Source organism: Bradyrhizobium sp. HKCCYLRH3073, assembly GCF_051167995.1.
GTDB lineage: Bacteria > Pseudomonadota > Alphaproteobacteria > Rhizobiales > Xanthobacteraceae > Bradyrhizobium.
On sequence record NZ_JBNPUD010000002.1, the window covers coordinates 253366 to 273520 of the forward strand.

Genomic DNA, 20155 nt, shown 5'->3' on the forward strand with positions numbered 1-20155 from the left:
CATCGATGATGCAGGAGGGCGCCGTGTTATCAGCTCAATGCGCCTCGTCCCAATTATCGGCCGCGCGCGCGTCGACGTGCAGCGGCACCGACAGCAGCACGGCCGGGAACGGGGCGTCCTGCATGACGTGCTGCACCACCGGCAGAGTTGCCGCGACCTCGTCGTCCGGCACCTCGAAGATCAATTCGTCATGCACCTGCAGCAGCATCTGAGCCGACAGCTTCTTTTGCGCCAGCGCCTCTTCCACCCGCGTCATCGCGCGGCGGATGATGTCCGCAGCCGTGCCCTGCAGCCGCGCGTTGATCGCGGCGCGCTCGTTGAAGGCGCGGACCGAGGCGTTCGACGCCTTGATCTCCGGGTAATGGCACTTGCGGCCGAACAGCGTGACCACATAGCCGTTCTTGCGGCAGAACTCGCGGGTCTCGTCCATATAGTCGCGGATGCCGGGGAAGCGCTCGAAATAGCGCTTGATGTAGGCCGAAGCCTCCTCGCGGGCGATGCCGAGCTGGTTGGCGAGGCCGAAGGCGGAGATGCCGTAGATGATGCCGAAATTGATCGCCTTGGCCCGGCGGCGGACTTCGCTCGGCATGTCCTTGATCGGCACGCCGAACATTTCCGAGGCCGTCATCGCGTGGATGTCGAGCCCGTCCTTGAACGCCTGCTTCAGCACGGGAATGTCGGCGATCTCCGCCAGCAGCCGCAGCTCGATCTGCGAGTAGTCGGCCGACACCAGCTTGTGGCCGGGTGCGGCGATGAAGGCGCGGCGGATCTTGCGGCCGTCCTCGGTCCGGACCGGGATGTTCTGCAAATTCGGCTCGTTCGACGACAGCCGCCCCGTCGTGGTCGCCGCCAGCGCGTAGGTGGTGTGCACGCGATGCGTCTGCGGGTTGACATAGGTCGGCAGCGCATCGGTGTAGGTCGATTTCAGCTTCGAGACCTGGCGCCATTCCAGGATCTTGCGCGCGAAATCGTTGCCTTGCTCGGCGAGGTCGTCGAGGATCGAAGCGGAGGTCGACCAGGCGCCGGTCTTGGTCTTGGTGCCGCCCGAAAGCCCCATCTTGCCGAACAGGATGTCGCCGATCTGCTTGGGGCTACCGACATTGATCGGCTCGCCGGCCAGCTCCTGCAGCTCGGCCTCGACGCGCGCCGCCGTCTGGGCAAAGTCGCCGGAGAGGCGCGACAGCACCTGCCGGTCGATCGAGATGCCGCGCCGCTCCATGCGTGCGAGCACGGAGACCAGCGGCCGCTCCAAGGTCTCGTAGACGGCGGTCATGCGCTCGGCCGTGAGGCGCGGCTTCAGCACGCGCCAGACGCGATGGATGACATCGGCGGCTTCCGCGGAATGCGCGGTGGCGCGATCGATTGCGACCTGCTCGAATGTCAGCTTGTTCCGGCCGCTGCCGATCAGCTCGCTCTCGCTGAGCAGCGCGTGGGCGAGCACATGCTCGGCCAGCGAGTCGAGCTTGTGCGAGCCGCGTCCGGCGTCGAGCGCGTAGCTCATCAGCAGGATGTCGTCGACATTCGCAAGGATGATGCCGTGTTGCGCCAGCAGCACGGCGAGGAACTTGATGTTGTAGCCGATCTTCAGCAGCCCGGTCGTTTCGAGGATCGGCTTCAGCGCCGCAAGCGCATCGCTTTCCTTGATCTGGTCGGGCGCGAGCCCGGCATCGAACAACCCGCCGCCATCGCCGGCCTGGCGATGCGCCAGCGGGATGTAGCAGGCCTCGTTCGGCGCCAGCGCCAGCGAAAGGCCGCACAGGCTCGCCTGCATCGGGTCGATCGAGCTGGCCTTCACATCGATCGTGACGCGGCCGAGATCGTGCACGCGCGCCAGCCAGGCGTTCAGCTCGGGCAGGCTGCGGACAGTCTGATACTTGTCGCGATCGATCCGCGCGCTCTTGGCCGCCTCCGCCCTGGTCTCGGCGAGACCAGCGGGCGTGCCCTTGCTCATTGCGGACTTGTCTATCCGCGGATCTCCGGTGCGAGGGCTCCCTCCCCCCTTGTGGGGGAGGGTTGGGGAGGGGGGTGCTCCGGAGGGACCGCTCGTGGAGCGCCCCCCTCTCTGACCCTCCCCCACAAGGGGGGAGGGAACGGAGGGAGCAGTGCCTGCGCCACTTTTCAACTGCTCATCCGCCGTCACATCCGCCGGATCGATCTGCGAATACTCCGCGACGCGTCGCGTCAGCGTCGAGAACTCCATCGCCTTGAGGAAGGCGATCAGCTTGCGCGGATCGGGCTCGTGGACGGCCAGATCGTCCAGCGGCACCTCGAGCGCGACCTTGTCGTCGAGCAGCACGAGCTGGCGCGAGATCCGCGCCTTCTCGGCGTTCTCGATCAAAGCCTCGCGTCGCTTCGGCTGCTTGATCTCGACCGCGCGAGTCAGCAGGCCTTCGAGGTCGCCATAGTCGGTGATCAACTGCGCCGCGGTCTTGATGCCGATGCCGGGCACGCCCGGCACGTTGTCGGTGGAATCGCCGGCCAGCGCCTGCACCTCGACCACCTTCTCCGGCGGCACGCCGAACTTCTCGATCACCTCGGCGACGCCGATGCGTCGGTCCTTCATCGTGTCGTACATCGTGACGCAGTCGTTGACGAGCTGCATCAGGTCCTTGTCGGAGGACACGATGGTGGTGGTGGCGCCGCGCTCGCAGGCGAGCCGCGCATAGGTCGCGATCAGGTCGTCGGCCTCGAAGCCCGACTGCTCCAGGCACGGCAGGTCGAAGGCGCGGACCGCCTCGCGGATCAGCGCGAATTGCGGGATCAGGTCGTCGGGCGCCGGCGGCCGGTGCGCCTTGTAGTCGGCATAGATCTTGTTGCGGAACGTGACCTCGGACTTGTCGAACACGATCGCCAGATGCGTCGGCCGGTCGGTCTCGGGCATGTCGCGCAGCAGCTTCCACAGCATGTTGCAGAAGCCGAGCACGGCATTGAGATTCAGACCGTCGGACTTGCGGTTGAGCGGCGGCAGCGCGTGATAGGCGCGGAAGATGTAGGACGAGCCGTCGACCAGGAACACATGATCGCCTTTGGCCGCGCCCTTCGCCAAATTCTTGGCGGCGGCAGGCACAGGGGCGGCGGGCGTGGCGGCGGCTTTCTGGGGAGCTTTGGGCATGGCCGCAATGTAGGGAATTTGGCCGGGATTGACACCCTCGGAACGGCAGAATCCGGCGCGTTCCCCACGCAAATCGGCGCCGGCTGCGAGCCGTGCTCGCGCCAAAAACTCCGCTGTCGTCCCAGGCAAGCCCCGACGGCGCGAAGCGCTGGCGGGGCGCCGACCCGGGACCTACACTCCCAGGCGGTGATGAGGCGGCATGCTGGAGCCACAGCGTGCCTCACATGGAGGACGGCGGTTATGGGTCCCGGGTCTTCGCCCGGGACGACACCATGGATGTGGCTACTCCGCCGGCTGCAACACAGCCTTCGGCTTTGGCGGCGCGATCCAGAACGCGATCGGGCGCTCGAACAGGAAGCGCGCACCGACGCGCAGTGCGAGGCGCCAGATCACGAGCGCGCCGAGCACGCCGGCGATGGTCACGAGCAGGGAGATCGTGCCGATGTCCGTGATGATCCCCGTCTTCAGCAGCAAGGTGCGGGTGGCCGCCATCGGCAGGAAGAAGGCGAGGTAGATCACGATCGAATGCTCGCCGCAGAACCGCACTGCGTTGAGGAGCTGCGCGCGCGCCAGCAGCGTGCCGGCGATGATGATGGCGACGGCGCCGGCATAGCCGAGCATGAGGGAGACAGCCGGCCACTCGCTGACGCCGAGGTTCACCAGCGACTGGTTGATGACAGCCCAGGCGAGCAGGCCGATGATCGCGAGCATGGGCTGCGCGCGGGCCCGGTCCGACACTGCGAAGATGGTGGTCGCGAACAGATAGCCCGAATAGATGTAGACGAAGCGGGCGCAGAATTCGTCGATCACGGTCCAGCCGGTAACGATGTGCGCCATTTCGAGGCCGGCCGCGATGCCCCAGATCACCGGCGCCGGCAGCTTCCGTGTCAGTTTGATGACGACGAAGAAGATCGGCAGCAGATAGATGAACCACAGCGTGCCGAACGGCTCGATGAAGGATTCCAGATACATATAGCCGGCGTGCGGCCAGCCGGACGCGGCGGCGAAGCCGGGCGCCTTGAAGCCGAACTGGATGGTCACCCACAGCACGTAGAAATAGGCGAAATGCACGACCTTGCGGTCGAGATAGGTGCGCCAGTCGCGGTTGATGACCAGTGGCAGAAACAGGCCGGAAATCAGGAAGAAGTCGGGCATCCGGAACGGCTTGGCGAAGGCGACGACGGCGTGCATGAAGCCGGTCTCGCCGGCGGCGAGCTCGACGCCCAGCACCGAATGCATCATCACCACCATGATGATGCAGATACCCTTGGCGTAGTCCACCCAGTCGATGCGCGTCTCGGTTCCGGCCGTTTTCGGCGTACCATTCGCGGTCATGCTGTCCCTCTTTGGCGCGGAGCTGCCGCATTGTCGGGCAGAGCCGTTAATACTCCTCCTTGTCATCCAAACGTCATGCCGTTTTCTAAATTCCCCTTGAACCGCAAATGGTTTAAGACGCGAAAGTATTAACCTTGAAGGATGGGTTTCGATGCGAATTGCGATGATCGGCACGGGCTATGTGGGTCTGGTGTCCGGTGCCTGCTTCGCCGATTTCGGTCACCAGGTGACCTGCGTGGACAAGGACGAGAGCAAGATCGCCGCGCTGCATCGCGGAGAAATCCCGATCTTCGAGCCCGGGCTGGATGCACTGGTCGCGGCCAATGTGAAGGCCAAGCGGCTCGATTTCACCACCGATCTCAAGCAGCCGGTCGCGGAAGCCGACGCCGTGTTCATCGCGGTCGGTACGCCGTCGCGACGCGGCGACGGCCACGCCGACCTCACCTACGTCTATGCCGCGGCGCGCGAGATCGCCGCGTCGCTCACTGGCTTCACGGTCGTCGTGACCAAATCGACCGTGCCGGTCGGTACCGGCGACGAGGTCGAGCGCATCATCCGCGAGACCAATCCGGCGGCCGACGTCGTGGTCGCCTCCAATCCGGAATTCCTGCGCGAGGGTGCGGCGATCCGCGACTTCAAATGGCCCGATCGTATCGTGGTCGGTACCGACGATGACCGCGGTCGCAAGGTGCTCGGCGACATCTATCGGCCGTTGTCGCTGAACCAGGCGCCGGTCATGTACACGGCGCGGCGCACCGCCGAGCTGATCAAATACGCCGCCAACGCGTTCCTCGCGACCAAGATCACCTTCATCAACGAGGTCGCCGATCTCGCGGAGAAGGTCGGCGCCGACGTGCAGGAGGTGGCGCGCGGCATCGGTCTCGACAACCGCATCGGCGCCAAGTTCCTGCATGCCGGTCCGGGCTTCGGCGGCTCGTGCTTCCCGAAGGACACGCGCGCGCTGATCAAGATCGCGCAGGACTACGATACGCAGTTGCGCATCGTCGAATCCGTCCTGGCCGTCAACGACAACCGCAAGCGTGCGATGGCGCGCAAGGTGGCGCATGCCGTCGGCGGCAATCTGCGCGGCAAGACAGTCGCTGTGCTCGGCCTCACCTTCAAGCCGGAGACCGACGACATGCGCGAGGCGCCGTCGATCCCGCTGGTGACCGGGTTGCTCGACATGGGCGCCAAGGTGCGGGCGCATGATCCCGTCGGCATCGAGCAGGCCAAGAAGGAGCTGCCGGAGATCGCCTATTACGACGATCCCTATGCGTGCGCGACGGGCGCCGATGCGATCGTGCTGGTGACCGAATGGGTGCAGTACCGCGCCATGGACCTCGATCGCCTCAAGGAGGTGATGGCCAGTCCTGTCGTCGTCGACCTGCGCAACGTCTACCGCCCGGACGAGATGGCGGCGCACGGCTTCGTCTACGAGAGCGTGGGCCGGCCGTCGGTGAAGGGCGCGTGATGCGGCGTGCGTGACATAGCGTTGTCATACCCCGCGAGGGCGGGGTATCCAGTACGCCCGATCTTCGTCATCTGCGAGATCTGCGTTTACTGGATGGCCCGCCTTCGCGGGCAATGACGGGTTCGACGATTGCCCCTTCGCTTCGACACGCCGCTGCCCATCGATGCCGTGCTGGACGAACTGTCCGGCACGCTCGCACGCAGCAACACCGCCGTGCTGGTGGCGCCGCCCGGCGCCGGCAAGACGACCCGTGTACCGCTGGCGCTGCGCGATGCGCCGTGGGTCGGGACCAACAAAATCATCGTGCTGGAGCCGCGCCGGATCGCCGCCCGCGCCAGTGCCGAGCGGATGGCGAAATCGCTGGGCGAGCGCGCCGGCGACACCGTCGGCTATCGCGTGCGCTTCGGCTCGAAGGTCTCGCGCGCGACCCGCATCGAGGTCGTCACCGAAGGCATCTTCACCCGGCAGATCCTCGACGATCCCGAGCTCACCGGCGTCGCCGCCGTGCTGTTCGACGAATTCCACGAGCGCTCGCTCGATGCCGATCTGGGCCTCGCTTTGGCACGCGATGCGCAGCAGGGCTTGCGCGAGGATCTCCGCATCCTCGTGATGTCGGCGACGCTCGACGGCGCCCGCGTCGCCAGCCTGCTCGGCAATGCGCCGGTGGTCGAGAGCGAAGGCCGCGCCTATCCGGTCGAGACGCGCTATGTCGGCCGCAAGCCGGATGCGCCGGTCGAACGCCAGATGGCTGAGACCATCGCGGCGGCGCTGCGCGCCGACGCGGGCTCGGTGCTGGCGTTCCTGCCGGGGGCCGCCGAAATCCGGCGCACCCAGACGATGCTGGCCGAGCGCGTCCACGATGCCAGCGTCGAGATCGTGCCGCTGTTCGGCGCGCTCGATTCCGCCGTGCAGGACCGCGCCATCTCGCCCGCCCCGAAGGGGCAGCGCAAGGTGGTGCTGGCGACCTCGATTGCCGAGACCTCGCTGACCATCGAGGGCGTGCGCATCGTGGTCGATTCCGGCCTCGCCCGGGTGCCGCGCTACGAGCCGGACATCGGCCTGACCAGGCTGGAGACGGTGCGGGCTTCGCGCGCCGCCGTGGATCAGCGCCGCGGCCGCGCCGGCCGCACCGAGCCTGGCGTCTGCTACCGGTTATGGGACGAGCCGCAGACGGCCTCGCTGGCGGCCTATACGCAGCCGGAAATTCTCAGCGCCGACCTGTCCTCGCTAGTCCTCGATCTGGCGCAATGGGGTGTCAGTGACCCCTCCACGCTGAGCTTCCTCGATCCGCCGCCGCAACCGGCTTGGAAGGAGGCGAGGGACCTGCTGCGCGAGCTCGATGCGCTCGATGCCGATGGCAGGCTGACCGACGAGGGCCGGCGGCTGCGGGCGCTGGCGCTGCCGCCGCGGCTGGCGCGGATGATCGTCGATGCCGCCGACCACGGCGCGGCGGCGCAGGCCGCCGACATCGCCGCCATCCTGACCGAGCGCGGGCTGGGCGGCGACAGCGTTGATCTCGAGGTGCGGCTCGATCAGTTCCGCCGCGACCGCTCGCCGCGCGCGCAAAGTGCCCGCGACCTGGCGCGGCGGTGGGCGCAGCAGGTGTCGTCCGCGTCCGCCCCCGCCGGAGAAGCGGATATCTCCACCGGCCTGATGCTCGCCTTCGCCTTTCCCGACCGGGTGGCGCGCAATCGCGGCAATGGCAGCTTCGTGCTCGCCAATGGCCGCGGCGCTGCCGTCGACCCAGCCTCGTCGCTGGCGCGCGTGCCCTATATCGCGGTCGGCGAGCTGACCGGAACGGCGGCCAACGGCCGGATCCTGCTGGCGGCGCCGCTGGCGATCGAGGACATCGAGCGCCACTTCGCCGGGCACATCGAAGCCAAGGACGAGGTCAGCTTCGATCATGGCGCGATGGCGTTGCGGGCGCGCCGACGGCGCAAGCTGCATGCGATCACCATGGCCGATGCGCCGGTCGCGCTGACGCCGTCGGAGGAGACCGCGCGCATCTTCGCGGAAGGAATCTGCGCGGCCGGGCTCGACCGGCTGCCCTGGTCGAAGGCCGCCAGGCAATGGCGCGATCGCGTCGCCTTCCTGCGCAAGGCGGAGGGCGACAGCTGGCCGGACCTGTCGGACGCGGGCCTCGCCGAGCGGCGGGAGGAGTGGCTGGTGCCGCTGCTGGCCGACAAGACCTCGCTCAAGGACGCCTCGCCCGGCGACGTCTCCGATGCCGTGATGGCGCTGCTGCCGTGGGATCTGCGCGCCCGGCTCGACCGGGAGGCGCCGACCCATTTCGAGGCGCCGACCGGCACCATGCTGGCGATCGACTACGAGGCTGAGCAGGGGCCCACCATCGCGGTCCGGCTGCAGGAGCTGTTCGGTCTCAACGTCCATCCGTCTATCGCCAGGGGGGCCGTGCCGCTGGTGCTGGAACTGCTGTCGCCGGCGCAGCGGCCGGTGCAGGTGACGCGCGATCTGCCCGGCTTCTGGCGCGGCTCCTATGCCGCGGTCCGCACCGATCTGCGCGGCCGCTATCCGCGCCATCCCTGGCCCGACGATCCCGCCCATGCCGAGCCGACCCGGCGGGCCAAGCCGCGGGGGACATAGCTCATGCAAATTGTACCGCCGCCGTCGTTGTCGTTAACGCTTCACTCATCGTTTTCGCCAAAATGGCGGCGGCAGCCGGTCACTCGCAGTCGCCCGTCAGCGGCTTTGATGGTCAAATCGGTTGCGGGGTAAAGTCGGGCGTTTGCGTCATGCGTAACATAATGATCTTTGCGGCCGTTCTCGTCGGTCTCGGCACCTTCATGGCGCAACTGGCCGATCGCCTGACCCCCGCGTCGGCATCCGCGACACCGTCCGCGCGGGTTGCCACGGTGGAATCCTCTGCCGCGGGCCAGCGCAGCCTCAGCATTCCGACCGACCGTCGCGGTCACTTCCGCGCCGACGGCCGCGTCGACGGTCAGCGCATCAGCTTCATGGTGGATACCGGCGCCTCGATGGTCGCGCTGAACGAGAGTTCGGCCGCCCGCTTCGGCCTCCGTCCGGCGCGCGGCGACTACACCGCCACCGTGACCACGGCGAACGGCACCGTGAAGGCGGCCCGCGCCAGGCTCGCGATGGTCGAGCTCGGCGAGCTCACCGTGCGCGACGTCGATGCCCTGGTGCTGCCCGATACCGCGCTGTCGGAGAACCTGCTTGGCCTGTCCTTCCTGTCCAAGCTGAAGCGCTTCGCCTACGCCAACGGCCAGATGGTGTTGGAGCAGTAGGCTGCGCCTTCACCGCATCTTGGTGCATGCAGTGACGGCCCCCATATACCGGCAGGCGGATTGGTTCAGCGGACGGGGCGGTCCCGCCTGATTGTTGCCTGCATTCATCTGCCTTCTGCCATTGTCGTCCGACGTCGTATCAGGCACGACTGCATTCTTCCGTTGATGTGATTTCCCGAGGCCGTCTCCTGATGTTTCCGAAACCCAAGCCCGTCCTGGTTCCCAATACCTACGCCTTCGAATCCGAGCCGATGGTGAAGCCGACGGGCTTCCGCGAATATGACGCGCGCTGGCTGTTCAACAAGGAAATCAACTTGATGGGGGTGCAGGCGCTCGGCATGGGGCTGGGCGCGCTGATCGCCGAACGCGGCGTCAAGCGGGAGATCGTGACCGGGCACGATTTCCGCGGCTACTCCGCCTCGATCAAATACGCCCTGATCTCGGGCCTGATGGCCGCCGGCTGCAAGGTGCACGACATCGGCCTTGCGGTGACGCCGATGGCCTATTTCGCCCAGTTCGATCTCGATGTGCCCTGCGTCGCCATGGTGACCGCCTCGCACAACGACAATGGCTGGACCGGTGTGAAGATGGGTGCCAACCGCCCGCTCACCTTCGGCCCCGAAGAGATGACCCGGCTGAAGGAGATCGTGCTCAACGCCGAGTTCAAGAACGCCGGCGGTGGATCTTATCAGTTCCACGAGAATTTCCCGGCGCGCTACATCGCCGACCTCACCAGCAGGCCGAAGCTGAAGCGCAGGCTCAAGGTTGTTGCGGCCTGCGGCAACGGCACCGCCGGCGCGTTCGCGCCTGACGTGCTCGAGGCGATCGGCTGCGAGGTCATTCCGCTCGACACCGAGCTCGATCACACCTTCCCTAAATACAATCCCAATCCCGAAGACATGGAGATGCTGCATGCCATCCGCGATGCCGTGCTCGCGCATAAGGCCGATGTCGGCCTCGGCTTCGATGGCGACGGCGATCGCTGCGGCGTAGTCGACAACACCGGCGAGGAGATCTTCGCGGACAAGGTCGGCGTGATGCTGGCGCGCGACATGTCGGCGATCCACAAGGACGCGCAGTTCGTCGTCGACGTGAAGTCAACCGGCCTGTTCATGACCGATCCCGTGCTGCAGGCGCAGGGCGCGAAGACCGCCTACTGGAAGACAGGCCATTCCTACATGAAGCGCCGCACCAACGAGCTCGGTGCGCTTGCCGGCTTCGAGAAGTCGGGCCACTTCTTCTTCAACCGCCCGTTCGGGCGGGGCTATGACGACGGTCTGGTCTCGGCGATCGCGATCTGCGAGATGCTCGATCGGGCGCCGGGCAAGTCGATGGCCGACCTGAAGGACGCGCTGCCAAAGACCTGGTCATCGCCGACCATGTCGCCGCATTGTGGCGACGAGGTCAAATACGGCGTCGCCGACGCCGTCGTGAAGCACTTCCAGGCGCTGCAGCGGCAGGGCGGCAAGGTGGCGGGGCAGCAGATCCGCGATCTCGTCACCGTCAACGGCGTCCGCGTCACGGTCGAAGACGGTAGCTGGGGTCTGGTGCGGGCCTCATCGAACAAGCCCGAACTCGTGGTGGTGGTCGAAAGCCCGGTGTCCGAGCGGCGCATGCACGACATGTTCGAGGCGGTCAACGAGGTGCTGCGGACGCATCCCGAAGTCGGCGCCTACAACCAGACGATCTGAGGCCGCGTTGATGATATCCCGCTAGGGTCGATGCTCGCGCCGATCCCATCCCATTCGATGGGATCAAGCGGCCCTCAGGGAGCTCAGGAACTGATCGACCTCGGATTTGAGCCGGCTCGATTGCGAGGTGAGTCCGTTCGCGGATTCCAGCAGCCGCGAGGCGGCGCTGCCGGTCTCGTCGGAAGCGCGGGTCACGCTGCCCATGCTTTGGCTGACCAGCCGCGTGCCTTCGGCCGCCTGCTGTACGTTGCCGGAAATTTCCCCGGTGGCGAGGCCCTGCTGCTCGACCGCGGTGGCGATCTCCTTGGAGATGTCGTCGATCTCGGCAATCGTTCCCCCGATCGCCTGGATGGCGGAGACGGCGTCACCCGTTGCGCTCTGGATGCTCTGCACCTGGCTGGAAATTTCCTCGGTGGCCTTCGCGGTCTGGTTGGCGAGCGCCTTGACCTCGCTTGCCACGACGGCAAAACCCTTGCCGTGCTCGCCGGCGCGCGCCGCCTCGATGGTGGCGTTCAGCGCCAGCAGGTTGGTCTGGCTGGCGATCGTCTGGATCAGCGTCACCACCTCGCCGATCTTCTGGGTGCCGGCAGCCAGGCTCTCGACCACCGTGTTGGTGCGGCGAGCTTCGTCCGCCGCTTTCGCGGCGATCTCCGCCGACCGCGTCACCTGCTGTGAGATATTGTTGATCGACGCGGTCAGCTCTTCCGTTGCGGCAGCGACCGTCTCGACATTGGTCGACGCCTGTTGCGAGGCGCCGGCCGCGGCCGACGTCTGGCGCGAGGACTCCGCGCTGCTCCGGCTCATCGACGAGGACAGGCTCTGCATCTCGTTGGCGGCGACGGCCACCGCCTCGACGATGCCGCCGATCTTGCGCTCGAAGCCTTCGGCGAGCTCGCGACGGGCAAGATCGGCCTGCTGCTTGACGCGTTGCTCGGCCTCGAACCGCTCGGCGTTGGCGCGCGCTTCGGCAGCGATCGCCGATTCGGCTTCCGCGGTCTTGCGCGCGCTGGTTTCGAACAGCTGCGTCAGCTTGAGCGCAAGGGCGATGAGAACGCCGGCCTCGATCAGCAGGATGACCGCATGCAGCACAACGCGGCCGAAATCAGCGCCGCCCGGGTAGATCGCTGCAGGAAAGACGAAGTTGAGGACCAGATGATGAAGCGCGACGGCGACCGTGCCGGCCAGGATCGGCCGGTAGTCGCAATATGCGACCAGACAGGCGAGCGCGGCGAAAAAATACATGTGCATGTCGATCTGCCAGGGATGTCCGGACATCTGGTAGACGAGCACGGATACGCTGCCCATGACGGCGACTGCGACGGTGAGCTGGGTCGACAAGGCGTCGCCGGCGCTGCGCCAGGAAAGGGTTGCCACCACTGCCATGACGACCATGAGCATGGTCGGCATCAGCCATTCGCCGCGCGACAGCCCGATGATGAGGGAGAGCGGAACGTGAACCCAGAGCATCGCCAGCAGAAGCTTGCTGGTCGTGTGCCGGAGGGTTGCCAGATCGCTGGTCTCGACGTTCATTTCCGATTCCCCCAAAGAGATCATTTTGATCATTTTGATCATTTTGCAAAGCAGGCAGAGACCGCCTGCGGATCGATGATGAGCCAGGCGCCGGCCTCGCGCAGCCGCGCCGAGCCGTCGTGTTCGCCGGGACGAACGACCAGCAGCGATGAAATGGCCGTTGTGCGCACGAGCGCGGCGTCAGCCGAGGCCGCGGCGAGCATCGCGTGTTGCGCGCTCCACCAGGGTGGGAAAGCGACGGCCACGATTTCGCTCCCCGCGCGCACTTGGAGTGACAGCGCGGCGACCGCGACAAAGCTCGCGATCAGAAGCGCCGTGGCATTGAGCCACGGGCGCGAAGACTGAGGTATGGTTGCACCGGACGTCATCGCATCCAAGAATAGAGGGATGGGAATAACTTCCGGTAAACGTTCGTTAGGGATGACGACTGAGATTGGGGACGCTAGCGCTGCAACATCGAAGCGGCCCGGAATGCTCGGCTCAGACCGGCGGCACCGGCAGCGCCGTGACCGACTTGATCTTCTCCATGGCGAAGCGCGAGGTGACGTTCTTGAGGGGCACCGCGCTGATCAGCTTCTTGTAGAAGACATCGTAGCTCTGCATGTCCGCAACGACGACGCGCAGCATGTAGTCGACGTCGCCGGCCATCCGGTAGAACTCCATCACCTCCGGCATCGAGCTGACCGCCTCGGCGAATTTGCGCAGCCAGGCCTCGGAATGGTCCGCGCTCTCCACCGACACGAACACGGAGATGCCGAGCCCGATCTTGTTCTGATCGACCAGGGCCACCCGGCGCAGGATCACGCCATCGGCCTCCAGCCGCTGGATGCGCTTCCAACACGGTGTCGACGACAGTCCGACCCGATCGCCGATCTCGGCGACGGACAGCGATGCGTCCTCCTGCAGGACCATCAGAATCTTGCGGTCAATCGCATCGAGCCGGCGATTGGCCTCGGAGCCTTGGGCGGCGACATCGGTCATGGAGAAATTTGTTCCATATGAAGGCTATATGACCCTCATATAGAGAAAATCGTTCCAAGACAAGGGTTGGCCGTTCAGCCCTTTGCGGCCGGGGCTGACGGTTTCCGCGGCGGGGTGGGGTGGTTTCCTGCTACCGCTCGTCGTTCTCTTTCAACCAGCGGCCGACCAGATGATGAGCAATGGCGAACGGATGCGGTCCTGCCAAGCCATCCGGATGCTGCCGCAGCAGCATCTGCCGGGCCTCGTCGCGGCTGAACCAGCGCACGTCCTCGAGCTCGGTGCGGTCGATGACGATGTCTTCGTTGAGTGCCCGGGCGCTGCAGCCGATCATCAGCGACGACGGGTAGGGCCAGGGCTGGGTCATGTAATAAGTCACGTCGGTGCAGCGAATGCCGGATTCTTCGAACACCTCGCGCCGGACGGCGTCCTCGATCGTCTCAGCCGCCTCGACGAAGCCGGCGAGGCAGGAATACATGCCGGTCGGAAACTGCTTCTGCCGCCCGAGCAGGCACTTGTCGCCGGAGGCGACCAGCGAGATCACGACCGGATCGGTGCGCGGGAAATGCTCCGTCTTGCAGCTCGGGCATTCGCGCTTCCAGCCGCCCTCGCGCATGGCGGTCTTGGCGCCGCAATTGGCGCAGAAGCCGTGGCGCTGATGCCAGGACACCAGGGACTTGGCCATCGCGATGGTGGCGAGCTGGTCGACCGGGATCGCGCCCTGCATCGCCATGCCGCGCAGCTCGGTCACGGACACGTCCTCCCGCCCGGCGAGCTTCTCGACCGCGGCCGGCGAGATGCCCATGCCGAACACGGCCGCTCCGTCCTGCAGCCCGAGGAAGATCGTTCCCGGATTGGCACCGAACTTCAGCGCCTCGTCGATCGACAGCAGCGCGCGCAGCTGGTCGCCCTCGCGCTTCAGCACCAGCGAATCGCGATGCACGACATAGGCCCGCGTCGACGGCTTGCTCTCGAAGGCAATCAGCTTGTCGTCGTGGAAGCGCAGATGGGCGGCGCGATCGATCGGATGGCCGACGAAGGCCGGCTTGCCCAGCGGAAACGAGTCGAATGGCGACATCTCTCACCCTAGCCAGATCTTGCGCCTGATAGCGCTGATGAACTGCTGCACCTCCTGCGCATCGTGGGGCACAGGCGGCGCGGCGCCCCACACCGGTCGCGGCCAGGCCACGTCACTTGTGCGTCGCGCGATGATGTGGACGTGCAACTGCGGCACCATGTTGCCGAGCGCGGCGACGTTGAGTTTGTCGCATTTGGTGATCTCTTTGAGCGCGCGTGACGCCCGCGTGATCTCGGTCATCAGTTGCGCCTGCGCGACCTCGTCGAGATCGATGATCTCGACCGCGCCCTCGCGCCGCGGCACCAGCAGCAGCCAGGGATAGTTCGCGTCCTTGATCACCAGCACGCGGGACAGCGGCAGGTCGCCAATGTCGATCGTATCCTTCGCAAGTTGCGGATGCAGCGACCAGGCTGATTCGGGCATGCGGCGGTTCCTGGCGGATGGTCAGGCGGGGAGCTCGACGGCACCTAAAGCCTTTCCGAGCTGCGGCACAAGCCCGCGGGGCGGTAGAGCGGGCCGGCGAAGCTCGCGCTTGCTTTCCGGACCGTTTGGCCCCAAATAGGCGGCGGGAGATTGGCGGTGGACGAGCCACTCGCCAACCGGGTCAGGTCCGGAAGGAAGCAGCCCTAACGAGGTCCGGATCGGGTCGCTCGTCAGTCTCCTACCTGTTTTTTCGAGCGAATCGCGCAAAGATGGCGGGGACCCCGCGCAGGGCGGGCGCTCGACCGCGCTCCGGTTGATTGCGCCGAGGCTGATGGCGTCGACGATCGCGATCGATGCCGGACTGGAATGCTCACTTGCGGATCGCTCGATGACTGACGCTGGCGCCCCACCTGTTCCGCCTGACAGCGCCGACGCTCCCGCCAAGCCCTACCGGGTGCTGGCGCGCAAATACCGCCCCTCCAGCTTCGCGGATCTGATCGGCCAGGAGGCCGTGGTGCGCACCGTCTCGAACGCGTTCGAGACCGGCCGGATTCCGCAGGCCTGGATCCTGACCGGCGTCCGCGGCGTCGGCAAGACCACCACCGCCCGCATCCTCGCCCGCGCCCTGAATTACGAGCTGCCCGACGGTTCGGTGAAGGGCCCGACGATCCACATGCCGGTGCTCGGCACCCATTGCCAGGCGATCATGGAAAGCCGGCACATGGACATCCTGGAGATGGACGCGGCGTCGCATACCGGCGTCGACGACGTCCGCCAGATCAACGACAGCGTCCGCTATGCGCCGGCCAGCGCGCGCTACAAGGTCTACATCATCGACGAAGTCCACATGCTGTCGACGGCGGCGTTCAACGCCTTCCTGAAGACCTTGGAGGAGCCGCCGGAGCACGCCAAGTTCGTGTTCGCCACCACCGAGATTCGCAAGGTCCCGGTGACGGTGCTGTCGCGCTGCCAGCGCTTCGACCTGAGGCGGGTCGAGGCCGACGTGCTGATGAAACATCTTTCGGGCATCGCGACCAAGGAAGGCGTGACGATCGAGCCCGAGGCGCTCGGCATCATCGCGCGCGCCGCCGAAGGCTCGGTGCGCGATTCCTTGTCGCTGCTCGATCAGGCGATCGCGCACAGCGCCGGCGAGGTCCGTGCCGACGATGTCCGGCAGATGCTCGGCCTCGCCGACCGCACTCGCGTCATCGACCTGTTCCACCATCTCGCCAGCGGCGACATCGCCGCCGCCTTCAAGGAATTCCGCGAGCAATATGACGTCGGCGCCGACCCCGTGGTCGTGCTGTCGGACCTGGCCGAGTTCGTGAACTTCGTCACCCGGGTGAAGGTCGTGCCGGCCACGGCTGACAACGTCGCCTTCAGCGAGACCGAGCGGCTGCGCGCGCGCGACTTCGCCACCAAGTTGTCGATGCGCGTGCTGTCGCGGATGTGGCAGATGCTGCTGAAGGGCATCGCCGAGACTCAAGGCGCGACGCGGCCTGCGGCTGCGGCGGAAATGGTGCTGGTGCGCATCGCCTATGCGGCCGATCTGCCGACGCCTGACGAAGCCATTCGGATGATCGACCAGAACGGTGGTGGCTCGCCGATCGTGACGAACGGCGGCGGGGCGCGCCCTGCGCCGGCATCCACCATGAGCGCGGGAACGCCGCCTGTGATGACGTCGGCGCCGATGCAGGCGTCGCGCGCGCAAGGCCCGACGCTCGCCGCGGTCGGCGGTTCGATGCGCCCGCAGGCGATGGCATCGCAGCCGTCACCGGCATCGCAGGACCAGCCCGCGCTGCGCTTGGCGAGCTTCCAGGAACTCGTCGCGCTGGCCGGCAAGAATCGCGACCTGATCACCAAGAGCGCGCTGGAGATGGACGTGCGGCTGGTCCGCTTCGAAGAGGGACGGCTGGAGATCGCGCTGGAACGGACGGCGCAGCGCTCGCTTGTCTCGGACCTCGGCCGCAAGCTGGAAGACTGGACCGGCCGGCGCTGGACGGTGATCGTTTCCAACGAGCCGGGTCAGGCGACCTTGCGCGAGCAGAATCTGCGCGCCAAGAGCGAGCGCGAGGCGGCGGCGGAGGCCGATCCGCGCGTACAGGAGATCCTGGCGCGGTTCCCGGGCACCAAGGTGGTCGAAGTGCGCCGGCTCGCCCCCGAGCCGCCCGAATCGGACGCCAGTGCTGTCGAGCCGCCCGACGAGTCCGACGATGACGATTTCTAGAGCATGATCCGGAAACGTGGAAACCGGTCTTCCGAAAGATCATGCTCAACAAGAAGGCTGATGATGAGGTGCTCCGATGGCTGACTTTCTCGGCATGATGAAACAGGCGGCGCAGCTGCAGACGAAGATGCAGGAAATGCAGGAGGAGCTCGGCAACGTCGAGGTCGAGGGCATCTCGGGCGGCGGTCTGGTCGCCGTGCGCATGACCGCCAAGATGGACGTGAAGAGCATCAAGATCGATCCGTCGCTGCTCAAGCCGGAGGAGGCCGAGATCCTGGAAGACCTGCTGGTCACCGCGCACGGCGACGCGCGGCGCAAGGCGGAAGCCGCGATGCAGGAGAAGATGCAGGCCATCACCGGCAAGCTCGGCCTGCCGCCAGGCTTCGGTTTTGGTTAGTTGACCCGATGACATTCGTGAACTGATGGCCGTCGCCGGTCCTGAGATCGAACGCCTGATCCAGCTGCTTGCGCGCCTGCCCGGCCTCGGGCCGCGCTCGGCGCGGCGTGCCGCGCTCCATCTGATCAAGAAGCGCGAGGCGCTGATGGTGCCGCTCGCCTCGGCGCTGCAGGTCGCGATCGACCGCATCCAGGTCTGCAAGACCTGCGGCAACATCGATACCCAGAATCCCTGTACGGTGTGCACCGATCCGCGGCGCGATCCCGCGATGATCGTCGTCGTCGCCGATGTCGCCGATCTCTGGGCGCTGGAGCGCGCCAAGGCCTCGAACGGCCGCTATCACGTGCTCGGCGGCACCTTGTCGCCGCTCGACGGAGTCGGTCCGCAGGACCTCACCATCGACGCGCTGGTGCAGCGCGCGCATGCGCCGGAGGTGCAGGAGATCATCCTCGCATTGAACGCGACGGTCGATGGCCAGACCACCGCCCACTACATCACCGACCTCCTGCAGGAGGCGAACGTCAAGGTCACGCGGCTGGCGCATGGCGTGCCGGTCGGCGGCGAGCTCGACTATCTCGACGAAGGCACGCTCTCGGCCGCGATGCGGCAGCGGACCTTGTTCTAGGCACAGACGAAAGTGGAATGATGACGAAACGCGGATTCGGCAAACGGCTGGCTTTGGGCGCGATTTGGGTGGCGCTCTCGGCTCCGTCCGTCCTGGCGCAGCAGAGCGAGACACCGCAGAAGGTCGGCAAGCCGCTCAATGCCGGTGACGTGCTGTCCGGCGAGCTGAACGCGCTGAAGCTGAAAGGCGCCAAGCCGGGCCAGCCCTCCGCCGCCTATCAGATCACCAGCGAGCCGCGCCGCCTGCCGCCGCCGAGCGGGCTGTGCAATCTCGAGACCGGCCCGGAGACGTTCCAGCTCGTCACCGCGAACACGGCGCAGGCGTCGCAGCTCAAGGGGCTGCTCGGCAAGCAGATCGCGGTCAAGGTCGACGAGATCGCCTGCGCGCAGGATGCGGGACAGATGAGCGAGGCGGTCGTGACCAAGTGGAGCTTGGTGAAGCGTTGAGGCCGCTGGGAGCATTCACGCGAATGCAACGCCACGATTTCCGCTGTCATCGCCCCGCTTGACCGGGCGATCCAGTACGCCGCGGTCTCGCGGTCGATCGCCGACGTCTCCGCAATGCCGGATCACCCGCCTTCGCGGAGGATGACAGTCTAACTCCAGGCGGCAGCTAGACCTTCACTGGCCCCAATTCATCGAAATGCCCGCGCCGCTGCAGCCAAGCAAGCAGCACGAGGCTCGGGATCGCGACGAGCGCGCAGATGACGAAGAATGTGGGCCAGCCGGTCGCCTTCGCCACATAGCCCGCGCCCGATGACAGATAGGTTCGTCCAACCGCGGCGAGTGCGGTGAGCAGCGCATATTGGGTCGCGGTGTGCAGCGGATTCTGGCACAGCGCAGAGAGATAGGCGACGAAGATCACGGTGCCGATCGCGCTGGTGAAGTTCTCCGCAGAGATCGCCAGCGCCAGCGCCCATTGATTGACGCCGACGATGGCGAGCCATGAGAACGACAGGTTGGCCAGCGCCTGCACGATGCCGCCGATCCACAGGCTGGTGGCGAGCGAATAGCGCCGCGCGACGAAGCCGCCGGCAAAGCCGCCGGCGAGCGTGGCGGCGAGGCCGACGCCTTTCACGATCGCGGCGTAGTCGACCTTGCTGAAGCCGAGATCGATCACGAACGGCGCGGTCATCGTGCCGGAGAACGCGTCGGTGAACTTGAACAGCACGACGAAGGCGAGCGCCGTGAGCGCATCACGTCGGCTGAGGAACTCGACGAAGGCTCCGGCGGCCGCATGCATCACGCGGGTGAGCGCGGTGTCCGCGCCCATCGCGGCCTCCGCCTGCTGCGACTGTGCCGGCTCGGTCGCCGCGAGGGCCGTGATCGTGCCAATCAGCACCATTCCGGCCATCGCGACATAGCCCCACATCCAGGACGACGGACGCGTCAACCCCGAGTTCTCGAATGCACTGACCACCACCAGCGCGCCGGCGGTCGAGACCAGCATGCCGATGCGGTAGGCGGCGACATACGCCGCCATGCCCGCGGCTTGCTCGCTCTCCGGAAGGCTCTCGACGCGGAAGGCATCGACCACGATGTCCTGGGTCGCCGACATCGCGGCGACCAGCAGCGCGGCCAGCGCGACCATGAACGGCGCATGCGCCGGGTCAGTCACGGCCAGCAGCAGGATGGCCGCGATCAGCAGCAATTGCGCGAACACCAGCCAGCCGCGCCGCCGCCCGAAGGCGCGCGTCAGCAGCGGCACGTGCAGCGCGTCGACCAGCGGCGCCCAAAGGAATTTCAGCGTGTAGGGCGTGCCGACCAGCGCGAACAGCCCGATGGTCCCGAGATCGACGCCGAGCTCGCGCATCCAGATCTGAAGCGTCGAGCCGGACAGCGCCAGCGGCAGACCTGAGGAGAAGCCGAGGAACAGCACCACGAGCACGCGCGGCTGCAGGTAGACGGCCATGCTCTCGCGCCAGGTGGGGGCGGGCTTGGCCTCAGGCTTTGCAGCGGTTGCTCTGATGTCGGAGGCGGCGTCAGGTGCGGTCATCGGTGGGTGGTAGCAGATCTGGACAGC

At 66.5% G+C, this 20155-nt stretch carries 16 protein-coding genes and 1 other RNA gene; 9 read left to right on the plus strand and 8 right to left on the minus strand.

The genetic code is table 11. The annotated features are described in order from the left end of the window. Nucleotides 1-34: 34 nt before the first annotated feature. Complete coding sequence (polA, locus tag ACQR1X_RS05095) at nucleotides 35-3112, minus strand: DNA polymerase I (protein WP_315800492.1); 3078 nt, start codon at nucleotides 3110-3112, stop codon at nucleotides 35-37. A gap of 282 nt (nucleotides 3113-3394) precedes the next feature. Beyond that, on the minus strand, nucleotides 3395-4447 hold the full coding sequence (locus tag ACQR1X_RS05100) for an acyltransferase family protein (protein ID WP_434898443.1): 1053 nt from the start codon (nucleotides 4445-4447) through the stop codon (nucleotides 3395-3397). Between the two features lie 151 nt (nucleotides 4448-4598). On the opposite strand from ACQR1X_RS05100, the gene ACQR1X_RS05105 reads away from it, so the two are divergent. The 4 genes from ACQR1X_RS05105 (at nucleotide 4599) to ACQR1X_RS05120 (ending at nucleotide 10875) form a co-directional block, all read left to right on the plus strand. Next, the gene (locus tag ACQR1X_RS05105) at nucleotides 4599-5918 is read left to right on the plus strand and encodes a UDP-glucose dehydrogenase family protein (RefSeq protein ID WP_315800490.1); all 1320 of its coding nucleotides are present in this window, start codon (nucleotides 4599-4601) and stop codon (nucleotides 5916-5918) included. A gap of 129 nt (nucleotides 5919-6047) precedes the next feature. After that, a complete protein-coding gene (gene hrpB, locus ACQR1X_RS05110; RefSeq protein ID WP_434898444.1) occupies nucleotides 6048-8522 on the plus strand; it encodes an ATP-dependent helicase HrpB in 2475 nt (824 codons plus the stop codon). A 161-nt stretch (nucleotides 8523-8683) separates the two neighbouring features. Continuing rightward, nucleotides 8684-9184 carry a TIGR02281 family clan AA aspartic protease gene (locus ACQR1X_RS05115; protein ID WP_434898601.1) on the plus strand — a complete coding sequence of 167 codons (501 nt, stop codon included), beginning with the start codon at nucleotides 8684-8686 and terminating at the stop codon, nucleotides 9182-9184. Between the two features lie 191 nt (nucleotides 9185-9375). After that, a complete protein-coding gene (locus ACQR1X_RS05120; protein WP_434838484.1) occupies nucleotides 9376-10875 on the plus strand; it encodes a phosphomannomutase/phosphoglucomutase in 1500 nt (499 codons plus the stop codon). Nucleotides 10876-10938: 63 nt separating this feature from the next. On the opposite strand, the gene ACQR1X_RS05125 is transcribed toward ACQR1X_RS05120, so the two are convergent. The 5 genes from ACQR1X_RS05125 to ACQR1X_RS05145 all read right to left on the minus strand — a co-directional run bounded on the left by ACQR1X_RS05125 (nucleotide 10939) and on the right by ACQR1X_RS05145 (nucleotide 14884). After that, the gene (locus ACQR1X_RS05125) at nucleotides 10939-12405 is read right to left on the minus strand and encodes a methyl-accepting chemotaxis protein (RefSeq protein ID WP_434898445.1); all 1467 of its coding nucleotides are present in this window, start codon (nucleotides 12403-12405) and stop codon (nucleotides 10939-10941) included. A 38-nt stretch (nucleotides 12406-12443) separates the two neighbouring features. After that, the gene (locus ACQR1X_RS05130; protein WP_315800486.1) at nucleotides 12444-12773 is read right to left on the minus strand and encodes a hypothetical protein; all 330 of its coding nucleotides are present in this window, start codon (nucleotides 12771-12773) and stop codon (nucleotides 12444-12446) included. Between the two features lie 112 nt (nucleotides 12774-12885). After that, on the minus strand, nucleotides 12886-13386 hold the full coding sequence (locus tag ACQR1X_RS05135) for an Lrp/AsnC family transcriptional regulator (RefSeq protein ID WP_315715344.1): 501 nt from the start codon (nucleotides 13384-13386) through the stop codon (nucleotides 12886-12888). 130 nt (nucleotides 13387-13516) lie between these two features. Beyond that, complete coding sequence (nudC, locus tag ACQR1X_RS05140) at nucleotides 13517-14461, minus strand: NAD(+) diphosphatase (RefSeq protein ID WP_434893222.1); 945 nt, start codon at nucleotides 14459-14461, stop codon at nucleotides 13517-13519. Between the two features lie 3 nt (nucleotides 14462-14464). Next, nucleotides 14465-14884 carry an HIT family protein gene (locus ACQR1X_RS05145; protein WP_315715346.1) on the minus strand — a complete coding sequence of 140 codons (420 nt, stop codon included), beginning with the start codon at nucleotides 14882-14884 and terminating at the stop codon, nucleotides 14465-14467. 145 nt (nucleotides 14885-15029) lie between these two features. On the opposite strand from ACQR1X_RS05145, the gene ffs reads away from it, so the two are divergent. The 5 genes from ffs to ACQR1X_RS05170 all read left to right on the plus strand — a co-directional run bounded on the left by ffs (nucleotide 15030) and on the right by ACQR1X_RS05170 (nucleotide 18579). Next, nucleotides 15030-15126, plus strand: an RNA gene (gene ffs, locus ACQR1X_RS05150) — signal recognition particle sRNA small type. Nucleotides 15127-15272: 146 nt separating this feature from the next. Next, complete coding sequence (locus tag ACQR1X_RS05155) at nucleotides 15273-17111, plus strand: DNA polymerase III subunit gamma/tau (protein ID WP_434893221.1); 1839 nt, start codon at nucleotides 15273-15275, stop codon at nucleotides 17109-17111. A gap of 76 nt (nucleotides 17112-17187) precedes the next feature. Further along, the gene (locus ACQR1X_RS05160) at nucleotides 17188-17508 is read left to right on the plus strand and encodes a YbaB/EbfC family nucleoid-associated protein (protein ID WP_315715348.1); all 321 of its coding nucleotides are present in this window, start codon (nucleotides 17188-17190) and stop codon (nucleotides 17506-17508) included. A 25-nt stretch (nucleotides 17509-17533) separates the two neighbouring features. Further along, nucleotides 17534-18133, plus strand: coding sequence for a recombination mediator RecR (gene recR, locus ACQR1X_RS05165; RefSeq protein WP_315715349.1), 600 nt, complete (start codon nucleotides 17534-17536; stop codon nucleotides 18131-18133). 20 nt (nucleotides 18134-18153) lie between these two features. Beyond that, nucleotides 18154-18579, plus strand: coding sequence for a hypothetical protein (locus ACQR1X_RS05170; protein ID WP_315800898.1), 426 nt, complete (start codon nucleotides 18154-18156; stop codon nucleotides 18577-18579). A 166-nt stretch (nucleotides 18580-18745) separates the two neighbouring features. On the opposite strand, the gene ACQR1X_RS05175 is transcribed toward ACQR1X_RS05170, so the two are convergent. Next, nucleotides 18746-20128, minus strand: coding sequence for an AmpG family muropeptide MFS transporter (locus ACQR1X_RS05175; RefSeq protein ID WP_315800482.1), 1383 nt, complete (start codon nucleotides 20126-20128; stop codon nucleotides 18746-18748). Nucleotides 20129-20155: the final 27 nt, after the last annotated feature.

Bases quoted from the DNA above. Each gene is read 5' to 3' on its own strand.
- polA (WP_315800492.1), bottom strand. From the start codon at position 3,112: ATGCCCAAAGCTCCCCAGAAAGCCGCCGCCACGCCCGCCGCCCCTGTG.
- ACQR1X_RS05100 (WP_434898443.1), bottom strand. From the start codon at position 4,447: ATGACCGCGAATGGTACGCCGAAAACGGCCGGAACCGAGACGCGCATC.
- ACQR1X_RS05105 (WP_315800490.1), top strand. From the start codon at position 4,599: ATGCGAATTGCGATGATCGGCACGGGCTATGTGGGTCTGGTGTCCGGT.
- ACQR1X_RS05115 (WP_434898601.1), top strand. From the start codon at position 8,684: ATGATCTTTGCGGCCGTTCTCGTCGGTCTCGGCACCTTCATGGCGCAA.
- ACQR1X_RS05120 (WP_434838484.1), top strand. From the start codon at position 9,376: ATGTTTCCGAAACCCAAGCCCGTCCTGGTTCCCAATACCTACGCCTTC.
- ACQR1X_RS05125 (WP_434898445.1), bottom strand. From the start codon at position 12,405: ATGAACGTCGAGACCAGCGATCTGGCAACCCTCCGGCACACGACCAGC.
- ACQR1X_RS05130 (WP_315800486.1), bottom strand. From the start codon at position 12,773: ATGACGTCCGGTGCAACCATACCTCAGTCTTCGCGCCCGTGGCTCAAT.
- ACQR1X_RS05135 (WP_315715344.1), bottom strand. From the start codon at position 13,386: ATGACCGATGTCGCCGCCCAAGGCTCCGAGGCCAATCGCCGGCTCGAT.
- nudC (WP_434893222.1), bottom strand. From the start codon at position 14,461: ATGTCGCCATTCGACTCGTTTCCGCTGGGCAAGCCGGCCTTCGTCGGC.
- ACQR1X_RS05145 (WP_315715346.1), bottom strand. From the start codon at position 14,884: ATGCCCGAATCAGCCTGGTCGCTGCATCCGCAACTTGCGAAGGATACG.
- ACQR1X_RS05155 (WP_434893221.1), top strand. From the start codon at position 15,273: ATGACTGACGCTGGCGCCCCACCTGTTCCGCCTGACAGCGCCGACGCT.
- ACQR1X_RS05160 (WP_315715348.1), top strand. From the start codon at position 17,188: ATGGCTGACTTTCTCGGCATGATGAAACAGGCGGCGCAGCTGCAGACG.
- recR (WP_315715349.1), top strand. From the start codon at position 17,534: ATGGCCGTCGCCGGTCCTGAGATCGAACGCCTGATCCAGCTGCTTGCG.
- ACQR1X_RS05170 (WP_315800898.1), top strand. From the start codon at position 18,154: ATGACGAAACGCGGATTCGGCAAACGGCTGGCTTTGGGCGCGATTTGG.
- ACQR1X_RS05175 (WP_315800482.1), bottom strand. From the start codon at position 20,128: ATGACCGCACCTGACGCCGCCTCCGACATCAGAGCAACCGCTGCAAAG.